The sequence below is a fragment of the Pantoea sp. JKS000250 genome (assembly GCF_003201065.1).
Lineage (GTDB): Bacteria > Pseudomonadota > Gammaproteobacteria > Enterobacterales > Enterobacteriaceae > Pantoea > Pantoea vagans.
The window spans coordinates 962,407-977,614 of record NZ_QICZ01000001.1 but is presented as its reverse complement, the minus strand read 5'-3'; the positions used below and the strand labels follow the sequence as shown (position 1 = coordinate 977,614).

The 15,208-nt window shown below is 55.1% G+C and carries 15 protein-coding genes; 4 read left to right on the top strand and 11 right to left on the bottom strand.

Features of this window, described 5'->3' with window-relative positions; all coding sequences use genetic code 11:
* Positions 1-236 precede the first annotated feature (236 nt).
* Positions 237-557 (top strand): hypothetical protein, encoded by a 321-nt coding sequence (locus BY447_RS04770; RefSeq protein WP_013358536.1) that lies wholly within the window; start codon positions 237-239, stop codon positions 555-557.
* Here the strand turns inward: BY447_RS04770 and yejF are convergent.
* The 9 genes from yejF to yeiP form a co-directional block, all read right to left on the bottom strand.
* Positions 544-2,148, bottom strand: a complete 1,605-nt coding sequence (gene yejF / locus BY447_RS04765; protein WP_110330664.1) for a microcin C ABC transporter ATP-binding protein YejF — start codon at positions 2,146-2,148, stop codon at positions 544-546. The genes BY447_RS04770 and yejF overlap by 14 nt on opposite strands.
* Positions 2,149-3,171: an ABC transporter permease gene (locus BY447_RS04760; RefSeq protein ID WP_110330663.1), complete on the bottom strand. Its 1,023-nt coding sequence runs from the start codon at positions 3,169-3,171 to the stop codon at positions 2,149-2,151.
* The gene (locus BY447_RS04755; RefSeq protein ID WP_110330662.1) at positions 3,168-4,262 is read right to left on the bottom strand and encodes a microcin C ABC transporter permease YejB; all 1,095 of its coding nucleotides are present in this window, start codon (positions 4,260-4,262) and stop codon (positions 3,168-3,170) included. Before BY447_RS04755 ends, BY447_RS04760 begins: the two co-directional genes overlap by 4 nt.
* Before the next feature lie 11 nt (positions 4,263-4,273).
* Positions 4,274-6,082 carry an extracellular solute-binding protein gene (locus BY447_RS04750; protein ID WP_110330661.1) on the bottom strand — a complete coding sequence of 603 codons (1,809 nt, stop codon included), beginning with the start codon at positions 6,080-6,082 and terminating at the stop codon, positions 4,274-4,276.
* A gap of 44 nt (positions 6,083-6,126) precedes the next feature.
* Complete coding sequence (locus BY447_RS04745; protein ID WP_179291155.1) at positions 6,127-7,689, bottom strand: cyclic di-GMP phosphodiesterase; 1,563 nt, start codon at positions 7,687-7,689, stop codon at positions 6,127-6,129.
* A gap of 221 nt (positions 7,690-7,910) precedes the next feature.
* Complete coding sequence (gene mepS / locus BY447_RS04740) at positions 7,911-8,486, bottom strand: bifunctional murein DD-endopeptidase/murein LD-carboxypeptidase (protein ID WP_013358530.1); 576 nt, start codon at positions 8,484-8,486, stop codon at positions 7,911-7,913.
* A 513-nt stretch (positions 8,487-8,999) separates the two neighbouring features.
* Positions 9,000-9,707 carry a phosphatase PAP2 family protein gene (locus tag BY447_RS04735; RefSeq protein WP_013358529.1) on the bottom strand — a complete coding sequence of 236 codons (708 nt, stop codon included), beginning with the start codon at positions 9,705-9,707 and terminating at the stop codon, positions 9,000-9,002.
* Between the two features lie 43 nt (positions 9,708-9,750).
* Positions 9,751-10,719, bottom strand: a complete 969-nt coding sequence (locus BY447_RS04730; RefSeq protein ID WP_110330660.1) for a CobW family GTP-binding protein — start codon at positions 10,717-10,719, stop codon at positions 9,751-9,753.
* A 74-nt stretch (positions 10,720-10,793) separates the two neighbouring features.
* Positions 10,794-11,366: an elongation factor P-like protein YeiP gene (yeiP, locus tag BY447_RS04725; RefSeq protein WP_003854146.1), complete on the bottom strand. Its 573-nt coding sequence runs from the start codon at positions 11,364-11,366 to the stop codon at positions 10,794-10,796.
* A gap of 331 nt (positions 11,367-11,697) precedes the next feature.
* On the opposite strand from yeiP, the gene BY447_RS04715 reads away from it, so the two are divergent.
* Positions 11,698-11,952 (top strand): YkgJ family cysteine cluster protein, encoded by a 255-nt coding sequence (locus tag BY447_RS04715; protein ID WP_071822187.1) that lies wholly within the window; start codon positions 11,698-11,700, stop codon positions 11,950-11,952.
* 36 nt (positions 11,953-11,988) lie between these two features.
* Here BY447_RS04715 and BY447_RS04710 read toward each other — a convergent pair whose 3' ends face one another.
* Positions 11,989-12,405 carry a type II toxin-antitoxin system VapC family toxin gene (locus BY447_RS04710; protein WP_110330659.1) on the bottom strand — a complete coding sequence of 139 codons (417 nt, stop codon included), beginning with the start codon at positions 12,403-12,405 and terminating at the stop codon, positions 11,989-11,991.
* Positions 12,402-12,632, bottom strand: coding sequence for a type II toxin-antitoxin system VapB family antitoxin (gene vapB / locus BY447_RS04705; RefSeq protein WP_110330658.1), 231 nt, complete (start codon positions 12,630-12,632; stop codon positions 12,402-12,404). The genes BY447_RS04710 and vapB overlap by 4 nt, the downstream gene beginning before the upstream one ends.
* Before the next feature lie 510 nt (positions 12,633-13,142).
* On the opposite strand from vapB, the gene fruB reads away from it, so the two are divergent.
* Positions 13,143-14,273 carry a fused PTS fructose transporter subunit IIA/HPr protein gene (gene fruB, locus BY447_RS04700; RefSeq protein WP_033783701.1) on the top strand — a complete coding sequence of 377 codons (1,131 nt, stop codon included), beginning with the start codon at positions 13,143-13,145 and terminating at the stop codon, positions 14,271-14,273.
* Entirely contained in the window at positions 14,270-15,208 is a 939-nt protein-coding gene (gene fruK, locus BY447_RS04695) for a 1-phosphofructokinase (protein ID WP_110330657.1), read from the top strand. The genes fruB and fruK overlap by 4 nt, the downstream gene beginning before the upstream one ends.

Below are 15,208 nucleotides of genomic sequence, written 5' to 3'. Positions count from 1 at the left end.
GTTTCTTACTTGTGAAAACTTTTAGTTAAAAAAGTAACCACAATGCGTCTAAAATGATTGTTAACGGCGTGTGAACGCGGTACATATAGGCTGAAGTGCGATGTAAGTCGCAAAAAACGCGCTTCTGCAATCCGCATGGACGGGCCAGTCATCCCTGTCCTGACTCTGCGGGGATCAACCCGTTTTCAGCCGGGCAGGTCGGTGTTGCGACATAAACTCATCGGGGAGAGTAACCTATGCTGCAACTTTCAATTGTGCATCGTCTGCCACAGCGTTTTCGCTGGGCCAGCGATCACCACAGTGCCATTGAATCCGATGACACAATGCTGGATGAGCAGGAGTTCGTGGCGTTGCGTCTGATCAGCCATGACGGCATTCCGGCGTGGGAGATCCTGCAGCAGCTGAAAGAGGTGCTGGCGGATATTCAGGTCGATTGCAAAGTGGCCGAGTGCGAAGGGCAGCCCTGCCTGTTTATTCAGCGTCGCGACGAAAGCGCCACTAACTGCTGCCTGAAAAATCAGGGCGTGGCGATTGCGGAAACTTTTATCGCAGGTTGAGTTGCGCCGACTGCAGCAGCTCGCGGGTATACACAGCCGTCGGTGACGCAAACAACGTTTCACACTCTCCCTGTTCCACTACCTCCCCCTGACGCAGCACAATAAGCTGGTGACACAGGGCGCGAACCACATCCAGGTCGTGACTGATAAACAGATAGCTGAGCTGACGCTGCTGCTGTAAGCGGCGTAACAGCGTCAGAATCTGCTTCTGCACCGTGCGATCCAGCGATGAGGTGGGTTCATCCAGTATCAACAGCTCCGGCTCCAGAATCAGTGCCCGTGCGATAGCAATACGCTGTCGCTGACCGCCAGAGAATTCGGCCGGATAACGATGCCGGCTTTCCGCTTCCAGTCCCACTTCTTCCATCACCGCAATTACCCGCTGCGCCTGCTGGGCACTGTTCAGTTCGGGCTGATGCACCGCCAGACCTTCAGCAATAATCTGCTGCACCGTCATACGCGGATTGAGCGAGGAATTGGGATCCTGAAATACCACCTGAATGCGCTGACGCAGCGGCAGAAGTTGCCGGCGCGACAGCTGATGCAGCGGCTGGCCGTCAAACCAGACGTCGCCACGTGAGGAAATCAGCCGCAACAGCGCCAGGCCGGTGGTGCTTTTACCCGACCCGGACTCGCCCACCAGACCCAGACTTTCGCCCCGCCGCAGGCTGAAACTCAGCCCGGAAAGCACCTGCTTTTCGCCGGTCTGCCGCCGGAACAGTCCGCGCCGCTGCGCAAAACTGACCTGAAGCTGTTCGACCCGAAGAATGACCGGCGCGTCTGCGGGTAGCGGCAGCGCTTTTCCTTCCGGCTCCGCAGCCAGCAGCTGCTGGCTGTAAGGATGTTGCGGCTGGTTCAGCAGAATCTGGCTGCGATTCTGTTCCACGATATGACCCTGACGCATCACGCTGACGTTATCCGCCAGCTGACGCACGATATTCAGGTTATGGGTGATAAACAGCATGCCCATATTCAGCTCCCGCTGCAGTTCACGCAGCAGCGCCAGAATCTGCGCCTGTACCGTCACATCCAGTGCAGTGGTCGGCTCATCGGCAATCAGCAACTGCGGCTCGGTCAGCAGCGCCATGGCGATCATCACCCGCTGGCGTTCGCCGCCGGAAAGCTGGTGGGGGAAATCGTTGAGCCGGGTAGCAGGCTGACGGATACCGACCCGATCAAGCACGCTGAGAATCTCACCACGTGCAGCCGGACGACGCAGCCCGCGATGCAGCGACAGCACTTCATACAGCTGCTTCTCCACGGTGTGCAGCGGATTCAGCGATACCATCGGCTCCTGAAAAATCATTGCGATCTGGTTGCCGCGAATCGCGCGCAGTCGTTGCTCGCGGGCGCGCAGCAGATCTTCACCGTTAAACAGAATCTCTCCACGGGGATAAACCACCGCCGCCTCATGCAGCAGTCGCATTACCGACAGCGCCGTGACGCTTTTGCCGGAACCCGACTCACCCACCAGCGCCAGCGTTTCGCCCGCGTCAATGCGCAGTGAAACGTCATTCACGACCTGGCGAAGCTGCTCGCCCTGACGAAAGGCGACCGAGAGATGATTGATGGCAAGCAGTGGCGTTGTCATTCAGGCTCCTTTGCCCGGATCAAAGGCGTCGCGCACCGCTTCGCCGATAAAAATCAGCAGCGAGAGCAGGATCGCCAGGGTGAAAAAGCCCGCCAGGCCCAGCCAGGGCGCCTGCAGGTTATTTTTGCCCTGCAGCAGTAGCTCGCCCAGCGAGGGCGAGCCCAGCGGCAGACCGAAACCGAGAAAGTCGAGGGAGGTGAGCGTGGTGATCGATCCGCACAAAATAAAGGGCAGAAAAGTCAGGGTAGCCACCATCGCGTTAGGCAGCATGTGACGCAGCATAATTCGGCCATCGCTGACGCCCAGCGCCTGTGCTGCGCGGTTGTAATCAAAGTTTCGGGTTCGCAGAAACTCGGCCCGGACCACGCTCACCAGGCTCATCCAGCCAAACGCGACGGTGACCAGCAGCAGCCACCAGAAACCGGGCTGAATGACGCTGGAGAGGAGGATCAGCAGAAACAGCGCAGGCATGCCGGACCAGACCTCAATCATCCGCTGCCCAATCAGATCAATTCTGCCGCCGAAATAACCCTGCACCGCGCCAATCACAATTCCTATGATGCTGGAGATAAGTGTCAGCAGCACGCCGAACAGCAGGGAGATGCGCGTGCCATAGAGCAGCCGTGCCAGTACGTCGCCACCGTTGGCGTCCGTGCCGAGCCAGTTCTGCGCAGAGGGCGGAGAGGGGAACGGCACCTGAGTAGCAAAGTTGATGGTGCTGTCGCTGAAGCGAATCGGAGCCCATAAAGCCCAGCCGTTCTGCGCAATGCGCTGCCGCAGCCAGGGATCCTGATAATCCGCCGCTGTCGCCAGTACGCCGCCATAGTCGGTTTCGCTGTAGTCAAACAGCAGCGGCACCGTCCAGCGCTGTTGATAATGCACCAGCAGCGGCTTGTCATTGGCGATCAGTTCGGCACACAGCGACAGCAGGAAAATGACCAGAAAGATCCACAGTGACCAGTAGCCGCGCCGGTTATGGCGAAAGCGCTGCCAGCGCTGTTGATTCAGCGGAGAGAGCGTCATGAGCGGCTCCCGAAATCGATGCGCGGATCGACCAGCGTATAGGTCAGATCGCTAAGGATATTCATCAGCAAACCGATCAGCGTGAAAATATAGAGTGTGCCAAACATCACCGGATAATCACGTTGCAGCGTCGCATCATAGCCGAGCAGGCCGAGTCCGTTGAGCGAGAACATCACTTCGATCAGCACCGAACTGGTAAAAAACATGCTGATAAACGTGGCGGGAAAGCTGGCGATGACCAGCAGCATCGCATTGCGAAATATATGGTGATAGAGAATACGGCGTTCCGGCACGCCTTTGGCGCGCGCGGTCACCACATAGAGCTTACGGATCTCATCCAGAAAGGCGTTTTTCGTCAGCATCGTCAGTGTGGCAAAGCCGCCAATCACCGTTGCCAGTACCGGCAGGGCGATATGCCAGAAGTAATCCAGCACTTTGTCATACCAGGGCAGGGTGTCGTGCTGCGCAGACGTAAGCCCGCGCAGCGGGAACCAGTCGAGATAGCTGCCACCGGCGAACAGTACGATCAGCATGATGCCGAACAGAAACGCCGGAATGGAGTAGCCAATGATAATAAACGCGCTGCTCCAGACATCAAAGGCGCTGCCGTTGCGCACCGCTTTGCGGATCCCCAGCGGGATCGAAACCAGATAGATGATCAGCGTGCTCCATAATCCCAGACTGATGGAGACCGGCAGGCTCTCCTTAATCAGCCCGATCACCGAGGCGCTGCGAAACAGGCTGTCGCCAAAATCAAAACGCAGGTAGTTCCACAGCATCTCGCCGTAGCGCTGCCACAGCGGTTTATCGAAGCCGTAACGCTTTTTAATTTCCGCAATTACTTCGGGATCCAGCCCGCGCGCCCCACGGTACTGATTATCTGCGGGATTAAGATGACTGACGCTGGCGCGTGAACTGGCGTTCTCCGCGCCGCTGCCGGGCAGGCCAGTGGTCTGACCAAACTCAATATTCGCCAGCGCCTGATCGACCGGTCCGCCGGGCGCGATTTGCACGATAAAGAAGTTAAGCGTGATGATCGCCCATAAGGTCGGGATAATCAGCAGCAATCTGCGCAGAAAGTATGCGGCCAACGGTCATCTCCTTAGCGTTTGCTGGCCGGCAGGCGTCCGGCTTTATTTGTGTCGTACCACCAGTTTTCCAGCCCGGTGCTGTAGGCAGGTTTGCGGGCAGGGTGTGAAAACTTATCCCAGTACGCCAGCCGTTGTTCAGCGTTGTACCACATCGGGATCATATACGCATTCCACAGCAGTACCCGATCCAGCGCCTGTGCCAGCGGCCGCAGCGCGGCAGGGTCGCCCTGATGCGCGATAATCTGTTTCACAAAGTGATCAACGATTGGGTCTTTGACCCGCGCGGTATTCCACGACGAGGTGATGTAGTCGGACTGCCAGAGGATCTGCAGACTGGAGGTCGGAATCGGCATCGCCCCATAAACGGTGGCAATCATGTCATAGTCGCCTTCACGCCAGCGCCGCAGGTACTGCGAGCTGTCGATCTGCCGCAGGTTCAACGTAATGCCGAGCCGCGCAAGGTTGTGCTGCAACGGTAACGCCCATTCAGTACTGGTGCCACCGCGCAGCAGCAGTTCGACCGTAAATGGCTGACCGGTTTTATCGTTAATCAGTCGGCGATTTTTAATCTGCCAGCCCGCCTGTTTCAGCAGGCCAAACGCGCTTAACAGACTGGCGCGGTCATAGCCGCTGCCATCGGTTTTGTGCGGCACGTAAGGCTGGCTGAACAGCGCAGGTGGCAGCTGCGCGCGCCAGGGTTCAAGCAGCGCCAGCTGCTGTGCATCCGGCACGCCGTGGGCAGCATACTCTGTGTTCTGGAAGTAGCTGCTGGCACGCTGCCAGGCGCTGTAATAGAGCGCTTTGTTCATCCACTCGAAATCGAACATCAGTGACAACGCCTGACGCACGCGGCGATCGTGGAATAGCGGTTTTTCATTGTTGAATGCCAGCCAGCGGGTATCGATAGCGGCGTCATTGGGCGCGGTTTCTTTTACAATGCTGCCATTGTCGAAATTGCGGCCGCGATACTGGGTCGACCATTTCTTCGCCGATGTCTCTTCACGCCAGTCGTACGCACCCGCTTTAAAGGCTTCGAACGCTACATTGTCATCCAGATAGTAGTCGTAGCGCATGCGATCAAAATTAAAGCGTCCACGATTCACCGGCAGATCGGCGGCCCAGTAATCTTTTACCCGGCTGAACTCAATAAACTGGCCCAGCTTCCAGCGCGTGATGCGATAAGGTCCACTGGAAAGCGGTGGTGCGCTTAACGGCTCGTTAAACTTCTTATCGCGCCAGAACGACTCGGGGATAACCGGTAGCGTCAGTAACCCAAGCAGCAGATCTTTATCCGGTTTCTGTGCCCCGATGCGGACAGTGTGATCGTCCAGCGCTCTGACGGTCACGCCACGGTAGGCGACGCGGAACTGAGGCACGCCCTCGGTCATGAACTTCTGAAAGGTGAACGCTACGTCGCGGGCGGTGACTGGTGTGCCGTCATGGAACCGGGCGCGGGGATTCAGGCGTATTTCAATCCAGGTAAAATCGCTGGCGTAGCGGGCTGATTCAGCAATCAGCGGATAATAGCTGCCCGGTTCATCGTCTGAGCTGGTGTACAGGCCGTCATAAAGCGTGCCGGTATTGATGCCCGGATTGCCGCGTGAGGCGTAGCGGTTGAAATTGTCGTAAGTGCCCACCACCGCCAGGGTAATACTGCCGCCTTTTGGCGCGCGGGGGTCAGCGTAATCGTAATGGCTGAAGCCGGGCGGATATTTCGCTTCGCCGGCCTGTGTGAAGGCGAACGTTTGCAGGACTGATGCAGCCAGCAGCGGGGCGCTGAAGAGGCCGCACAGCAGCAGAAATCCCAGGCGAAATAGCATGTTCTCTCCCGTTAGATGTCCGGCGCGATTCGGGCCAGAGAGTCTCAGGCGTTATGACGCCGGAAATAGTCTATCAGCGTTTCCGGTCGCAGCGGACGGCTGAAGATGTAACCCTGCAGATGAGTCACGCCACGATGGATCAGCCAGGCGGCCTGTTCGCCGGTTTCTACCCCTTCCGCCACACTTTTCAGATTCAGTTTCTTCGCCAGCTGCAGCACGGTGTCCAGCACTGGCGAGGTCAGGGTTTCTGTACCGATGCTCTGGACAAAACCGCGATCGATTTTCAGGTAATCAAACGCATAACGTTCCAGATAGATCAGCGCACTGTGGCCGGTGCCAAAATCATCAATGGCAATGTTGATATGCTGCTGATGCAGCCAGTCAAACAGTTCCCCGACGTTTTCATCGCGCACCATGGCGCGCTCGGTAATCTCAAACACGTAATTAAAGTGAGCCGCAGGCATGGTATCAAGCCAGCGCAGCACATCCTGCCGGAAACAGCTGTCAGCCAGATGCAGCGGAGAGATGTTGAGGCTGAGGCAGGCATGACGGGGAATGGTATGACACAGCTGGTGCGCATCACGTGAAACCAGCTGAAACAGATGCCGCGTCAGCGGAATAATCAGGTTCTGCGACTCGGCATACTGAATAAACACATCCGGCGGGATCGGGCCTTCAGTCGGATGGGTCCAGCGCAGTAACGCTTCCATACCATAAGGTTGACCATCGTGGGAGGTGACCAGCGGCTGATATTCAACGTGAAACTCACCGCGCTTCATGCCCCGAATCAGCTCTTTCCCCGGACGCTGATAAACAGATAACAGCAGCCAGCAGCTGCCGGAAACCAGCAGTGACAGCAGCAGGCTGCACAGCAGGATATTCTGATAATCACTGAACGCCAGAACCGAACCGAACAACACAAACTTCAGCGGATAGCCTGTCAGCGCCTGCTGATACAGCGGCGGCGGCAGACTTTTATTTTTCATCACGCCAGGCTGCCAGCTGGTTAAGGCACTCTTTTGCGCCATCAGCGCCATACCGGTAATTTCCGGATGCCCGGAGACCTGCAGCTGGTAGGGAGCCAGACTGATATTCAGCGTCGCGAAGACACCTGACTGCTGACTGCCAGGATTTTTAATCCACAATCCCAGCGCCGGTTTATTTGGCTGAAGCGGCGTGCCTGACATCAGCTGCAGATCGATGTCACGTGAGACATCACTATCAGGTGCGATCACATTAAGCGGCAGGCTAAAACTGCCGGTGGCCGAGGAGCAAAAGGCATTGCCGTCGTTAACCAGTAGGATGGCGCGGAGATTACCGGCAAACGCGGCGCGCGAGGTCAGTTCACGATTAATGGTATGACAGGCAGTGTGGGTGAACGGAAGCAGGGGACTGAGGGTGCTGTTGAGCAGGCTGGAAAGCGTTTGCTGTAATGCTGTGCGGCTGTTCTCCAGCAGTTGCTGATGCTGTCGTTCGCGCTTCTGCCAGGTCTGGTGAAATGACAGGGCGGCAAACAGCAGAAAGAATACGCCACCGGCCATCGCACTACTCCATGCGATTCGGCGAGGATAGGTGGCATGGCGCCTTAGCGCCCCCGACAGTGGCATGAGGAACTTCCCCTGATCAAATTATTATTATGTATTGCACACGACTGCTTCGGTTTAAGCGACCGAGAATATAACGAGAGTGTCCGAAATGTCTCGTTATTAATCTGAAATACAATGCTTTTATCTGATAAAACGACTGTCGCTAAGGATAAGGCACGAAAAAAAACGCTGCGTAAGCAGCGTTTCATGTTCTCTGGCTGAGAGAAGATCGAAGGTGATAATCAGGTCGGGTTACGACTTAATACACGGCGTCCTTCACGGTAACGCTTTTTCCAATAGTCATCATTGAGACTGGAGATCATGACGCCACTGCTGGTGGAGGCATGAACGAAATTGTCGTTACCCAGATAAATACCCACATGACGACCAGTCGAACCGGCACGGAACATCACCAGATCGCCAGGACGCAGTTTACTGCGGGTAATCTCTTTACCGGTGTCCTGCTGCTCAGAGGTCGAGCGCGGTAATTCTAAGCCAAACTGATCGCGGAAAGTGCGTTGTACAAAGGCGGAACAATCGATCCCGCGTTTGGTATCGCCACCGAGGCGATAGCGCACACCTTTCCAGACGGCGTATTGTTCCATGATGCGCGACTTAACGTCGACGTTACGCACCATTTCTTCAAACTCATCCTGAGACGCCTGAAGTAAAAAACCATTGTGGTTGTTAACTTCATGATTCTCGTTATTCGCGTTTTGACTGCTATGGGTACTGCTACAAGCTGAGAGGAGTGTGGCCAGCGCCAGTGCGGGCACGATCCGCAAGATATATCTCAGTATTGGTTGAGACTTGACCATTATTCGGGTTTTCCTTCGATTTCCTTACGACAAAATTGTCGCCAGCCAGATGACAAAACAGGGAGATTAATAAGCGAAACAGCCTAAGACAAATCCTTAATTACTAAAATGTGTTAATGGACACATTTTAACGGTAAAAAATCCGAATTTTCTGCCGCTGTAGCCTCACTGCGACTGAGGTTAACTGATTACAGACGCCGTGGCGAGTGCTTTTAATCAATTTCATATAGGTTTTTTTGATGTGAAATCAAACCGTAACACACTGACTACTTTAGCAACAATTGTGGTGAAATGATGATGAGAACAGGCAGTGAAAGGGGCGTCAATTCAGGGCATAGCCTCTGTTTTTGGAGTTTTCTTAATTGACAGAGGGTGTTGGTGGCTATTTAACCTGTCAGCAGGGTCATAACCTTTTCTTTTCGTGAATTTAATTAGCAGGCTAATAGTGGTGGGCTGTTTTTTATAAGCGCGGACGGTTAAGACCAGGGCGATTAAATCGTCCGCGCTTAACATTTACGTCACGGGCTTATATTTACCCGGTAATTTGCGATAAAACCAGTTAACCAGCACGTCACTGGCCGGCGTTAATAGCCACCAGCTCAGCCCCACTAATATCACTGACATTGAACCGACGGCAATATCGGTAAACCAGTGTGCACCCGCCATGACGCGCGGCAGTGAAAATATCACCACAATAGCGGTGGCAATTAAAAAACGGCTGAAACCAAAATAACGCCAGATAAAGCAGGCGAAAATAATCAGCATCATACCGTGGTCGCCAGGGAAGCTGTCTTTCGAGGCATCTTTAGCGGGGATACCGGTCAGTTCGCTGACGCGATGCACATTCTCGAAGAACAGCGTCGGACTGGAGTGTTTCACCGGCAACAGGTGGCCCAGCTGGTTAAGCACCACGGCGGTGAGCAGCATAGTGATGCCGATAGCCAGCATCCGCCGCCGCGCCTGTGGCGTTTCACGTCGCCAGATCGACAGATATAGCAGGCCCATGGCCAGCAATGACACCGCATCAAAACCACGAAAATTGGTGATGGCGACGATCAGTGCGAACAGCGGATGGCTCACCATCTGATTGTTGAAGCCATAGAATATAGTTTTATCAATGCCGAACCAGAAACCATGTTCTGGCGGCAGATACCACGAAAGAAAGAGCACTACGCCCAGTGCATTAAGCAGCAGGATAGTAATAAGGCGGGTTGCGCGCATAATCAGAACTCATTTAAAAAAATAACCGCCGACAATACCTGTCTTAGCGTAAACGGCACTTCAACAACGCCGATTGTAGCCGATTCCAGTTAGCCTGCTGAGAATGGATGATCTCAATGCGGCTATCGGGTGGCGGTGTGGCGAGGGTTTCACTCTGCAACTCTTTTGCCTGGCAGTTAATACGCATTGTGCCTTCTGGCGTGCGCATCACACCTTTAATACGATCGACCGCTGCCTGCCGTACCCACTCCAGCAGTGCGCCGCTGTCGAACAACGTATCAGCATCAAACAGCCAGCCGCAGGCGCTGTAACCCTGGCCGTGATTCAGCGCCCGACGCCAGCGTGCTTCGCCATCCAGACGTAACGCCGTCAGACCGCTAGTGGGATTTGCCGGATGATGATGATGCGGCAGAGGGATATCGCGGGGCTGATACGGCATATCCAGCAGGGAAAGGGGGACCTGACCAAATTCTGTCTGTATTAATGGACGCGGAGGCTGCATCTGCTGGTGCCAGTCCGCCAGGCGCTGACGGTCCGCTTCATCCCAGCAATCACGCTTGTTGGCGATGACAATATCGGCAGCCGCGAGCTGATCGCGGAAATTTTCATTCGCAACGATGCGAGGATCGGCCAGCTGACGCGTATCCAGCAGTGTCAGGGTGGCATTCAGTTGCAACCACGCCTGATAAACCGGCGCGCTTAACATCTGCAACACCTGACGGGGATGGCCCAGGCCGGTGGGCTCAATCAGCAGCCGATCGGGCTTACTCTTTAGCAGCATATTCAGCCCGACCTGCATCGGCAGGCCATTCACGCAACACAGGCAGCCGCCGGGGATCTCTTTCAGCGTGGCGCCGCGATCGGCCAGCAGGGTGCCGTCGATCCCGATCTCACCAAATTCGTTGACCAGCACTGCCCACTTTTCCCCGGCGGGCCTGGCGGCCAGCAGATGGCAGAGCAGCGTGGTTTTGCCGCTACCCAGAAAGCCGGTGATCAGGTTAACGCGTGTCATAAGCCAACTCCTGCCAGAGAATAGCGTGATAATGTAATACTATAACATTATCACGCTAGGCAGAAGGCTACCGGTCAGTCTGCTCGACCCATGTAGCGGCGTTCAGCGATATGGATACGGATGCGATCACCATTGCTGAGGTATTCCGGCACCTGGATAGAGAGACCCGTGCTCATGCCGGCTGGTTTGGTGCGGGCACTGGCTGAAGCACCTTTAATGCCGGGAGAGGTATCCACGATTTCCATGTCTACAGTTTGTGGCAGTTCCAGTGCCAGCACCTGACCTTCCATCGTCAGTACGTGAATGCCAGGGATGCCGCCTTCAGGGATAAACAGCAGCTCTTCTTCAATCTGCTCCTGTTTAAAGGAGTAGGGGGTGTAATCCTCATCATCCATAAAAATGTATTCGTCACCATCTATATAAGAGAAGGTCACGCTGCGGCGGCTGAGCGAAATTGCATCAATAATCTCGTCGCCCTTGAAGCGTTCTTCGACTTTTAAACCGGTGCGGACATCGGTAAAGCGCATTTTATACAGGGTGGCGGCACCGCGTGCGCTGGGGCTCTGGACATCAATGTCCTTAACCAGCAGCAGTTTACCGTTGTGCGTGACGGCCATCCCTTTTTTGATTTCGTTGGCTTTTGGCATTGCTGTTCTCGCTATCTTGAGAGTGAAGTGCGCGCAACGTTACTCGCGCCGGTGAAAACTGGCAATATCGTGGATGCGAAATTTTGTGTCAGGCCGCGGCTTTCATGGTAATTAGCGCGGTGGACTGCTATTGTCGCCGCGACTTTCTCTGCCGGAGCACAGCATGCAATGCGGTGCCGGTTGCACAGTGCCCTCTGTTTCTTCACCGATTCCTGGCATGCCTGATGGTAAGCGATTAAAGCGGGAAGTTAAGTGTTGAAGGGTACAGTGTCGATCCCTCTGAGGTTCTGTTACTGTCGGTTGTATTCTGAAGGTCGCGTGAGAGGTATTAATGCAGTGTCGTATTGATTGTGGTGCATGCTGCATCGCGCCCTCAATCTCAAGTCCCATCCCCGGAATGCCGCAGGGTAAACCGGCTAATGTCCGATGTATTCAGTTATCGGATGAAAATTTGTGCATGATTTTCGGTTCAGATTTAAGGCCGAAAGTATGCGGAAGTCTGCAACCTTCTATTGATATGTGTCTTACAGATCGTACCTCAGCTATGACCTACCTGATTGAGCTTGAAGCCAGCACAAGCGCCTGAGAACCGATCCACACGGCTTACACTGAATCCAGACGCTTATTTGACCCAGTCTTCCAGCTGCAATCCGGGTACCCGTTGAAACTCGCGTGTGTTATTGGTCACCAGAATAGCCCTGGCCGCAATAGCATGCCCGGCAATCGCAGTGTCGTTAGGACCAATGGGCGTTCCGACAGCAGCCAGCGCTGCTTTGATTTCAGTGGTTGTATCTACCGCTGCACGGTCCCATGACAGTACAGCATCAAGCCGTGCGCAGAATGCATCGACCAAATGCATATGCCGCGGTGAAGCTTTATTTCCGATCGCACCGAAACGCATTTCAGCATAAGTAATTGCAGAAACCACAATCCGGTGGTTACGCAGCACCGCCTGTTCCAGTCGCCGGATGACTTCTTCAGGCTGCTCACGCATAATAAATGAGCAGATATTTGTGTCGAGCATGTAAGTGTTGTTCACAGGTCAAAACGTCCCTCATCGCTGATAACGTCTTCACGCTCTGTCATGAAGTCAGAGTCAGCTTTCTCAAGCTGGGTAAATGAACGCCATGTGGGTCTGACAGGACGCAGAATAATAGCATCTCCTTCCCTGATAATTTCCAGCTCGCACACTCCCTCAAAATCCATGTCGCGAGGCAGGCGAATGGCGCGATTATTGCCATTTTTGAATACAGAGACGGTTCTCATGTTGGACGTTCCTCTTTAAAAATTTGGCCCGAACACAGGCGTCAGTAATAGCCTGGATAAACGTAGTGACTCAGTTTATGCCAGCCCTCAGTAAATGTATAGGTCAGGCATATGCTGTTGCTGCGAGAGTAATCTTACAGGCCGCTACAAAAATATTCAGGCACCAAGCCTGAGCAACGGTTCCCGCCATCAGGCGATGACCTGGCTGTTGCAACTCGAAGCGGATACCGCGCCCTGAGGCGCTGACGCTGCTGAAATTTCTGGTCCGGCAATCTCTGGTTTACAGCAACCGCGTCAGCCTGTTCACTTTTTATTCCCCAAAACCGCCCTGAAATGTGCGTAACGTCAAAAATCTGTTACGCCATTTTCGCATTTTCTTGCCTACGGAAAATTGCTGTACCACAATCCCTGAAACGTTTCAGCGGTGACTGCGCCACCTGTTTTCAACAGCATGGCGTAAAAAAATCCCCACTGGCTGAAACGATTCAATCTCAGCAAGCGAGGAGAATTATGTTCCAGCTCGAATTGCAGGCCATCCATACCGGAGCCAGCGCCCAGAACAAAGAAGAGGCCATTCGTCAGGTCGCTGCCGCGTTAACCGCTGCAGGCAATGTGACGGAAGGCTACGTCAACGGCATGCTGGCGCGCGAACAGCAGACCTCAACCTTCCTCGGCAACGGCATCGCCATCCCTCATGGCACCACCGATACCCGCGATCTGGTGCTGAAAACCGGTGTTCAGGTGTTCCAGTTCCCGCAGGGCATTGCCTGGGGAGAGGATCAGACTGCCTATGTCGCTATCGGGATTGCTGCTAAGTCAGATGAACATCTGGCGCTGCTGCGTCAGCTGACGCATGTTCTGAGCGATGACTCTATCGCCGAACAGCTTAAAACCGCCTCTGCTGAAGATCTTCGTGCGTTGCTGATGGGCGAGAAACAAGCCGCTGAATTCAGCTTCGACACTTCATTAATTACGCTGAACGTCGCCGCCAGCGATCTGATTACCCTGCAGGCAATGAACGCCGGTCGGCTGCAGTCCGCGGGCGTGGTGGATGCCAGCTACGTCGCAGACGTGGTTTCAACGACGCCGCTGAATCTGGGGCAGGGCATCTGGCTCAGCGACAGCAGCCTCGGCAACCTGCGCAGCGGCGTGGCTATCAGTCGCGCTGAACATGCCTTCGACCATAAGGGCGAACAGGCTGCACTGTTAATCAGCGTGTCGGCGACCGATGAGCGTCCGCTGGAAGTGCTGGGCTACCTCAGCGCATTACTGCAGCAGGGCAAAGCCGATCGTCTGCTGAAAGCCGATGCGGCAGGCGTCTACGCGCTGCTGACCAGCGAAGTCGATGAGCAGGCTGAGGTGCTGACCGCAGAATACACCATCCGTAACGAACATGGCCTGCATGCCCGTCCGGGCACCGCGCTGGTCAGCGTGATCAAGCAGTTCAACAGCGACATCACCGTGACCAACCTCGACGGCAGTGGTAAACCTGCCAATGGCCGCAGCCTGATGAAAGTGGTTGCGCTGGGCGTGAAGAAAGGCCATCGCCTGCGCTTTACTGCCAGCGGTGACGATGCACAGCAGGCGCTGAACGCGATTGAAGAAGCGATCACCAGTGGTCTGGGTGAGGGGGCATCATGAGCAGACGCGTCGCCACCATTACGCTGAATCCGGCGTATGACCTGGTGGGATATACCCCTGAAATTGAACGCGGCGAAGTGAACCTGGTGAAAACCACCGGGCTGCATGCTGCGGGCAAGGGCATCAACGTCGCCAAAGTTCTGAAAGACCTGGGTATCGATGTCACCGTAGGTGGCTTTCTGGGTAAAGAGAATCAGGACGGGTTCCAGCAGCTGTTCAGCGAGCTGGGCATTGCTAACCGTTTCCAGGTGGTGCCAGGCCGTACCCGTATCAACGTTAAACTCACTGAACAGACCGGCGACGTTACCGATCTGAATTTCTCCGGTTTTCAGGTGACGGGTCAGGACTGGGATCGTTTTACCTCCGACTCGCTGACCTGGCTGGGCCAGTTCGATATGGTCTGCGTCAGCGGCAGCCTGCCGGAAGGTGTCGATCACGATGCCTTTACCCGCTGGATGACCGAACTGCGTACCCACTGCCCTTGCATCATCTTTGACAGCAGCCGCGAAGCACTGGTGGCAGGCCTGAAAGCCGCACCGTGGCTGGTTAAACCTAACCGCCGTGAGCTGGAAATCTGGGCCGGTCGCAAACTGCCAACCCTGAAGGATGTGATTGGTGCTGCGCACGAACTGCGCGAGCAGGGCATCGCCCATGTGGTGATTTCACTGGGCGCAGAAGGCGCGCTATGGGTCAACGCCTCAGGTGAATGGATTGCTAAACCGCCGGTGTGTGAAGTCGTCAGCACCGTGGGTGCAGGTGATTCCATGGTTGGCGGCCTGATTTATGGCCTGCTGATGCGCGAATCCAGCGAACACACGCTGCGTCTTGCGACTGCTGTGGCGGCAATGGCCGTCAGCCAGAGCAATGTCGGCGTTTCCGATCGTACTCAGTTGGCCGCAATGATGGCGCGCGTCGACTTACAACCCGTTAACTGA

Excerpts from the sequence above, each read along its gene's own strand:
- BY447_RS04770 (WP_013358536.1), top strand. The coding sequence starts at position 237 with ATGCTGCAACTTTCAATTGTGCATCGTCTGCCACAGCGTTTTCGCTGG.
- yejF (WP_110330664.1), bottom strand. The coding sequence starts at position 2,148 with ATGACAACGCCACTGCTTGCCATCAATCATCTCTCGGTCGCCTTTCGT.
- BY447_RS04760 (WP_110330663.1), bottom strand. The coding sequence starts at position 3,171 with ATGACGCTCTCTCCGCTGAATCAACAGCGCTGGCAGCGCTTTCGCCAT.
- BY447_RS04750 (WP_110330661.1), bottom strand. The coding sequence starts at position 6,082 with ATGCTATTTCGCCTGGGATTTCTGCTGCTGTGCGGCCTCTTCAGCGCC.
- BY447_RS04745 (WP_179291155.1), bottom strand. The coding sequence starts at position 7,689 with ATGCCACTGTCGGGGGCGCTAAGGCGCCATGCCACCTATCCTCGCCGA.
- mepS (WP_013358530.1), bottom strand. The coding sequence starts at position 8,486 with ATGGTCAAGTCTCAACCAATACTGAGATATATCTTGCGGATCGTGCCC.
- BY447_RS04735 (WP_013358529.1), bottom strand. The coding sequence starts at position 9,707 with ATGCGCGCAACCCGCCTTATTACTATCCTGCTGCTTAATGCACTGGGC.
- BY447_RS04730 (WP_110330660.1), bottom strand. The coding sequence starts at position 10,719 with ATGACACGCGTTAACCTGATCACCGGCTTTCTGGGTAGCGGCAAAACC.
- yeiP (WP_003854146.1), bottom strand. The coding sequence starts at position 11,366 with ATGCCAAAAGCCAACGAAATCAAAAAAGGGATGGCCGTCACGCACAAC.
- BY447_RS04715 (WP_071822187.1), top strand. The coding sequence starts at position 11,698 with ATGCAGTGTCGTATTGATTGTGGTGCATGCTGCATCGCGCCCTCAATC.
- vapB (WP_110330658.1), bottom strand. The coding sequence starts at position 12,632 with ATGAGAACCGTCTCTGTATTCAAAAATGGCAATAATCGCGCCATTCGC.
- fruB (WP_033783701.1), top strand. The coding sequence starts at position 13,143 with ATGTTCCAGCTCGAATTGCAGGCCATCCATACCGGAGCCAGCGCCCAG.
- fruK (WP_110330657.1), top strand. The coding sequence starts at position 14,270 with ATGAGCAGACGCGTCGCCACCATTACGCTGAATCCGGCGTATGACCTG.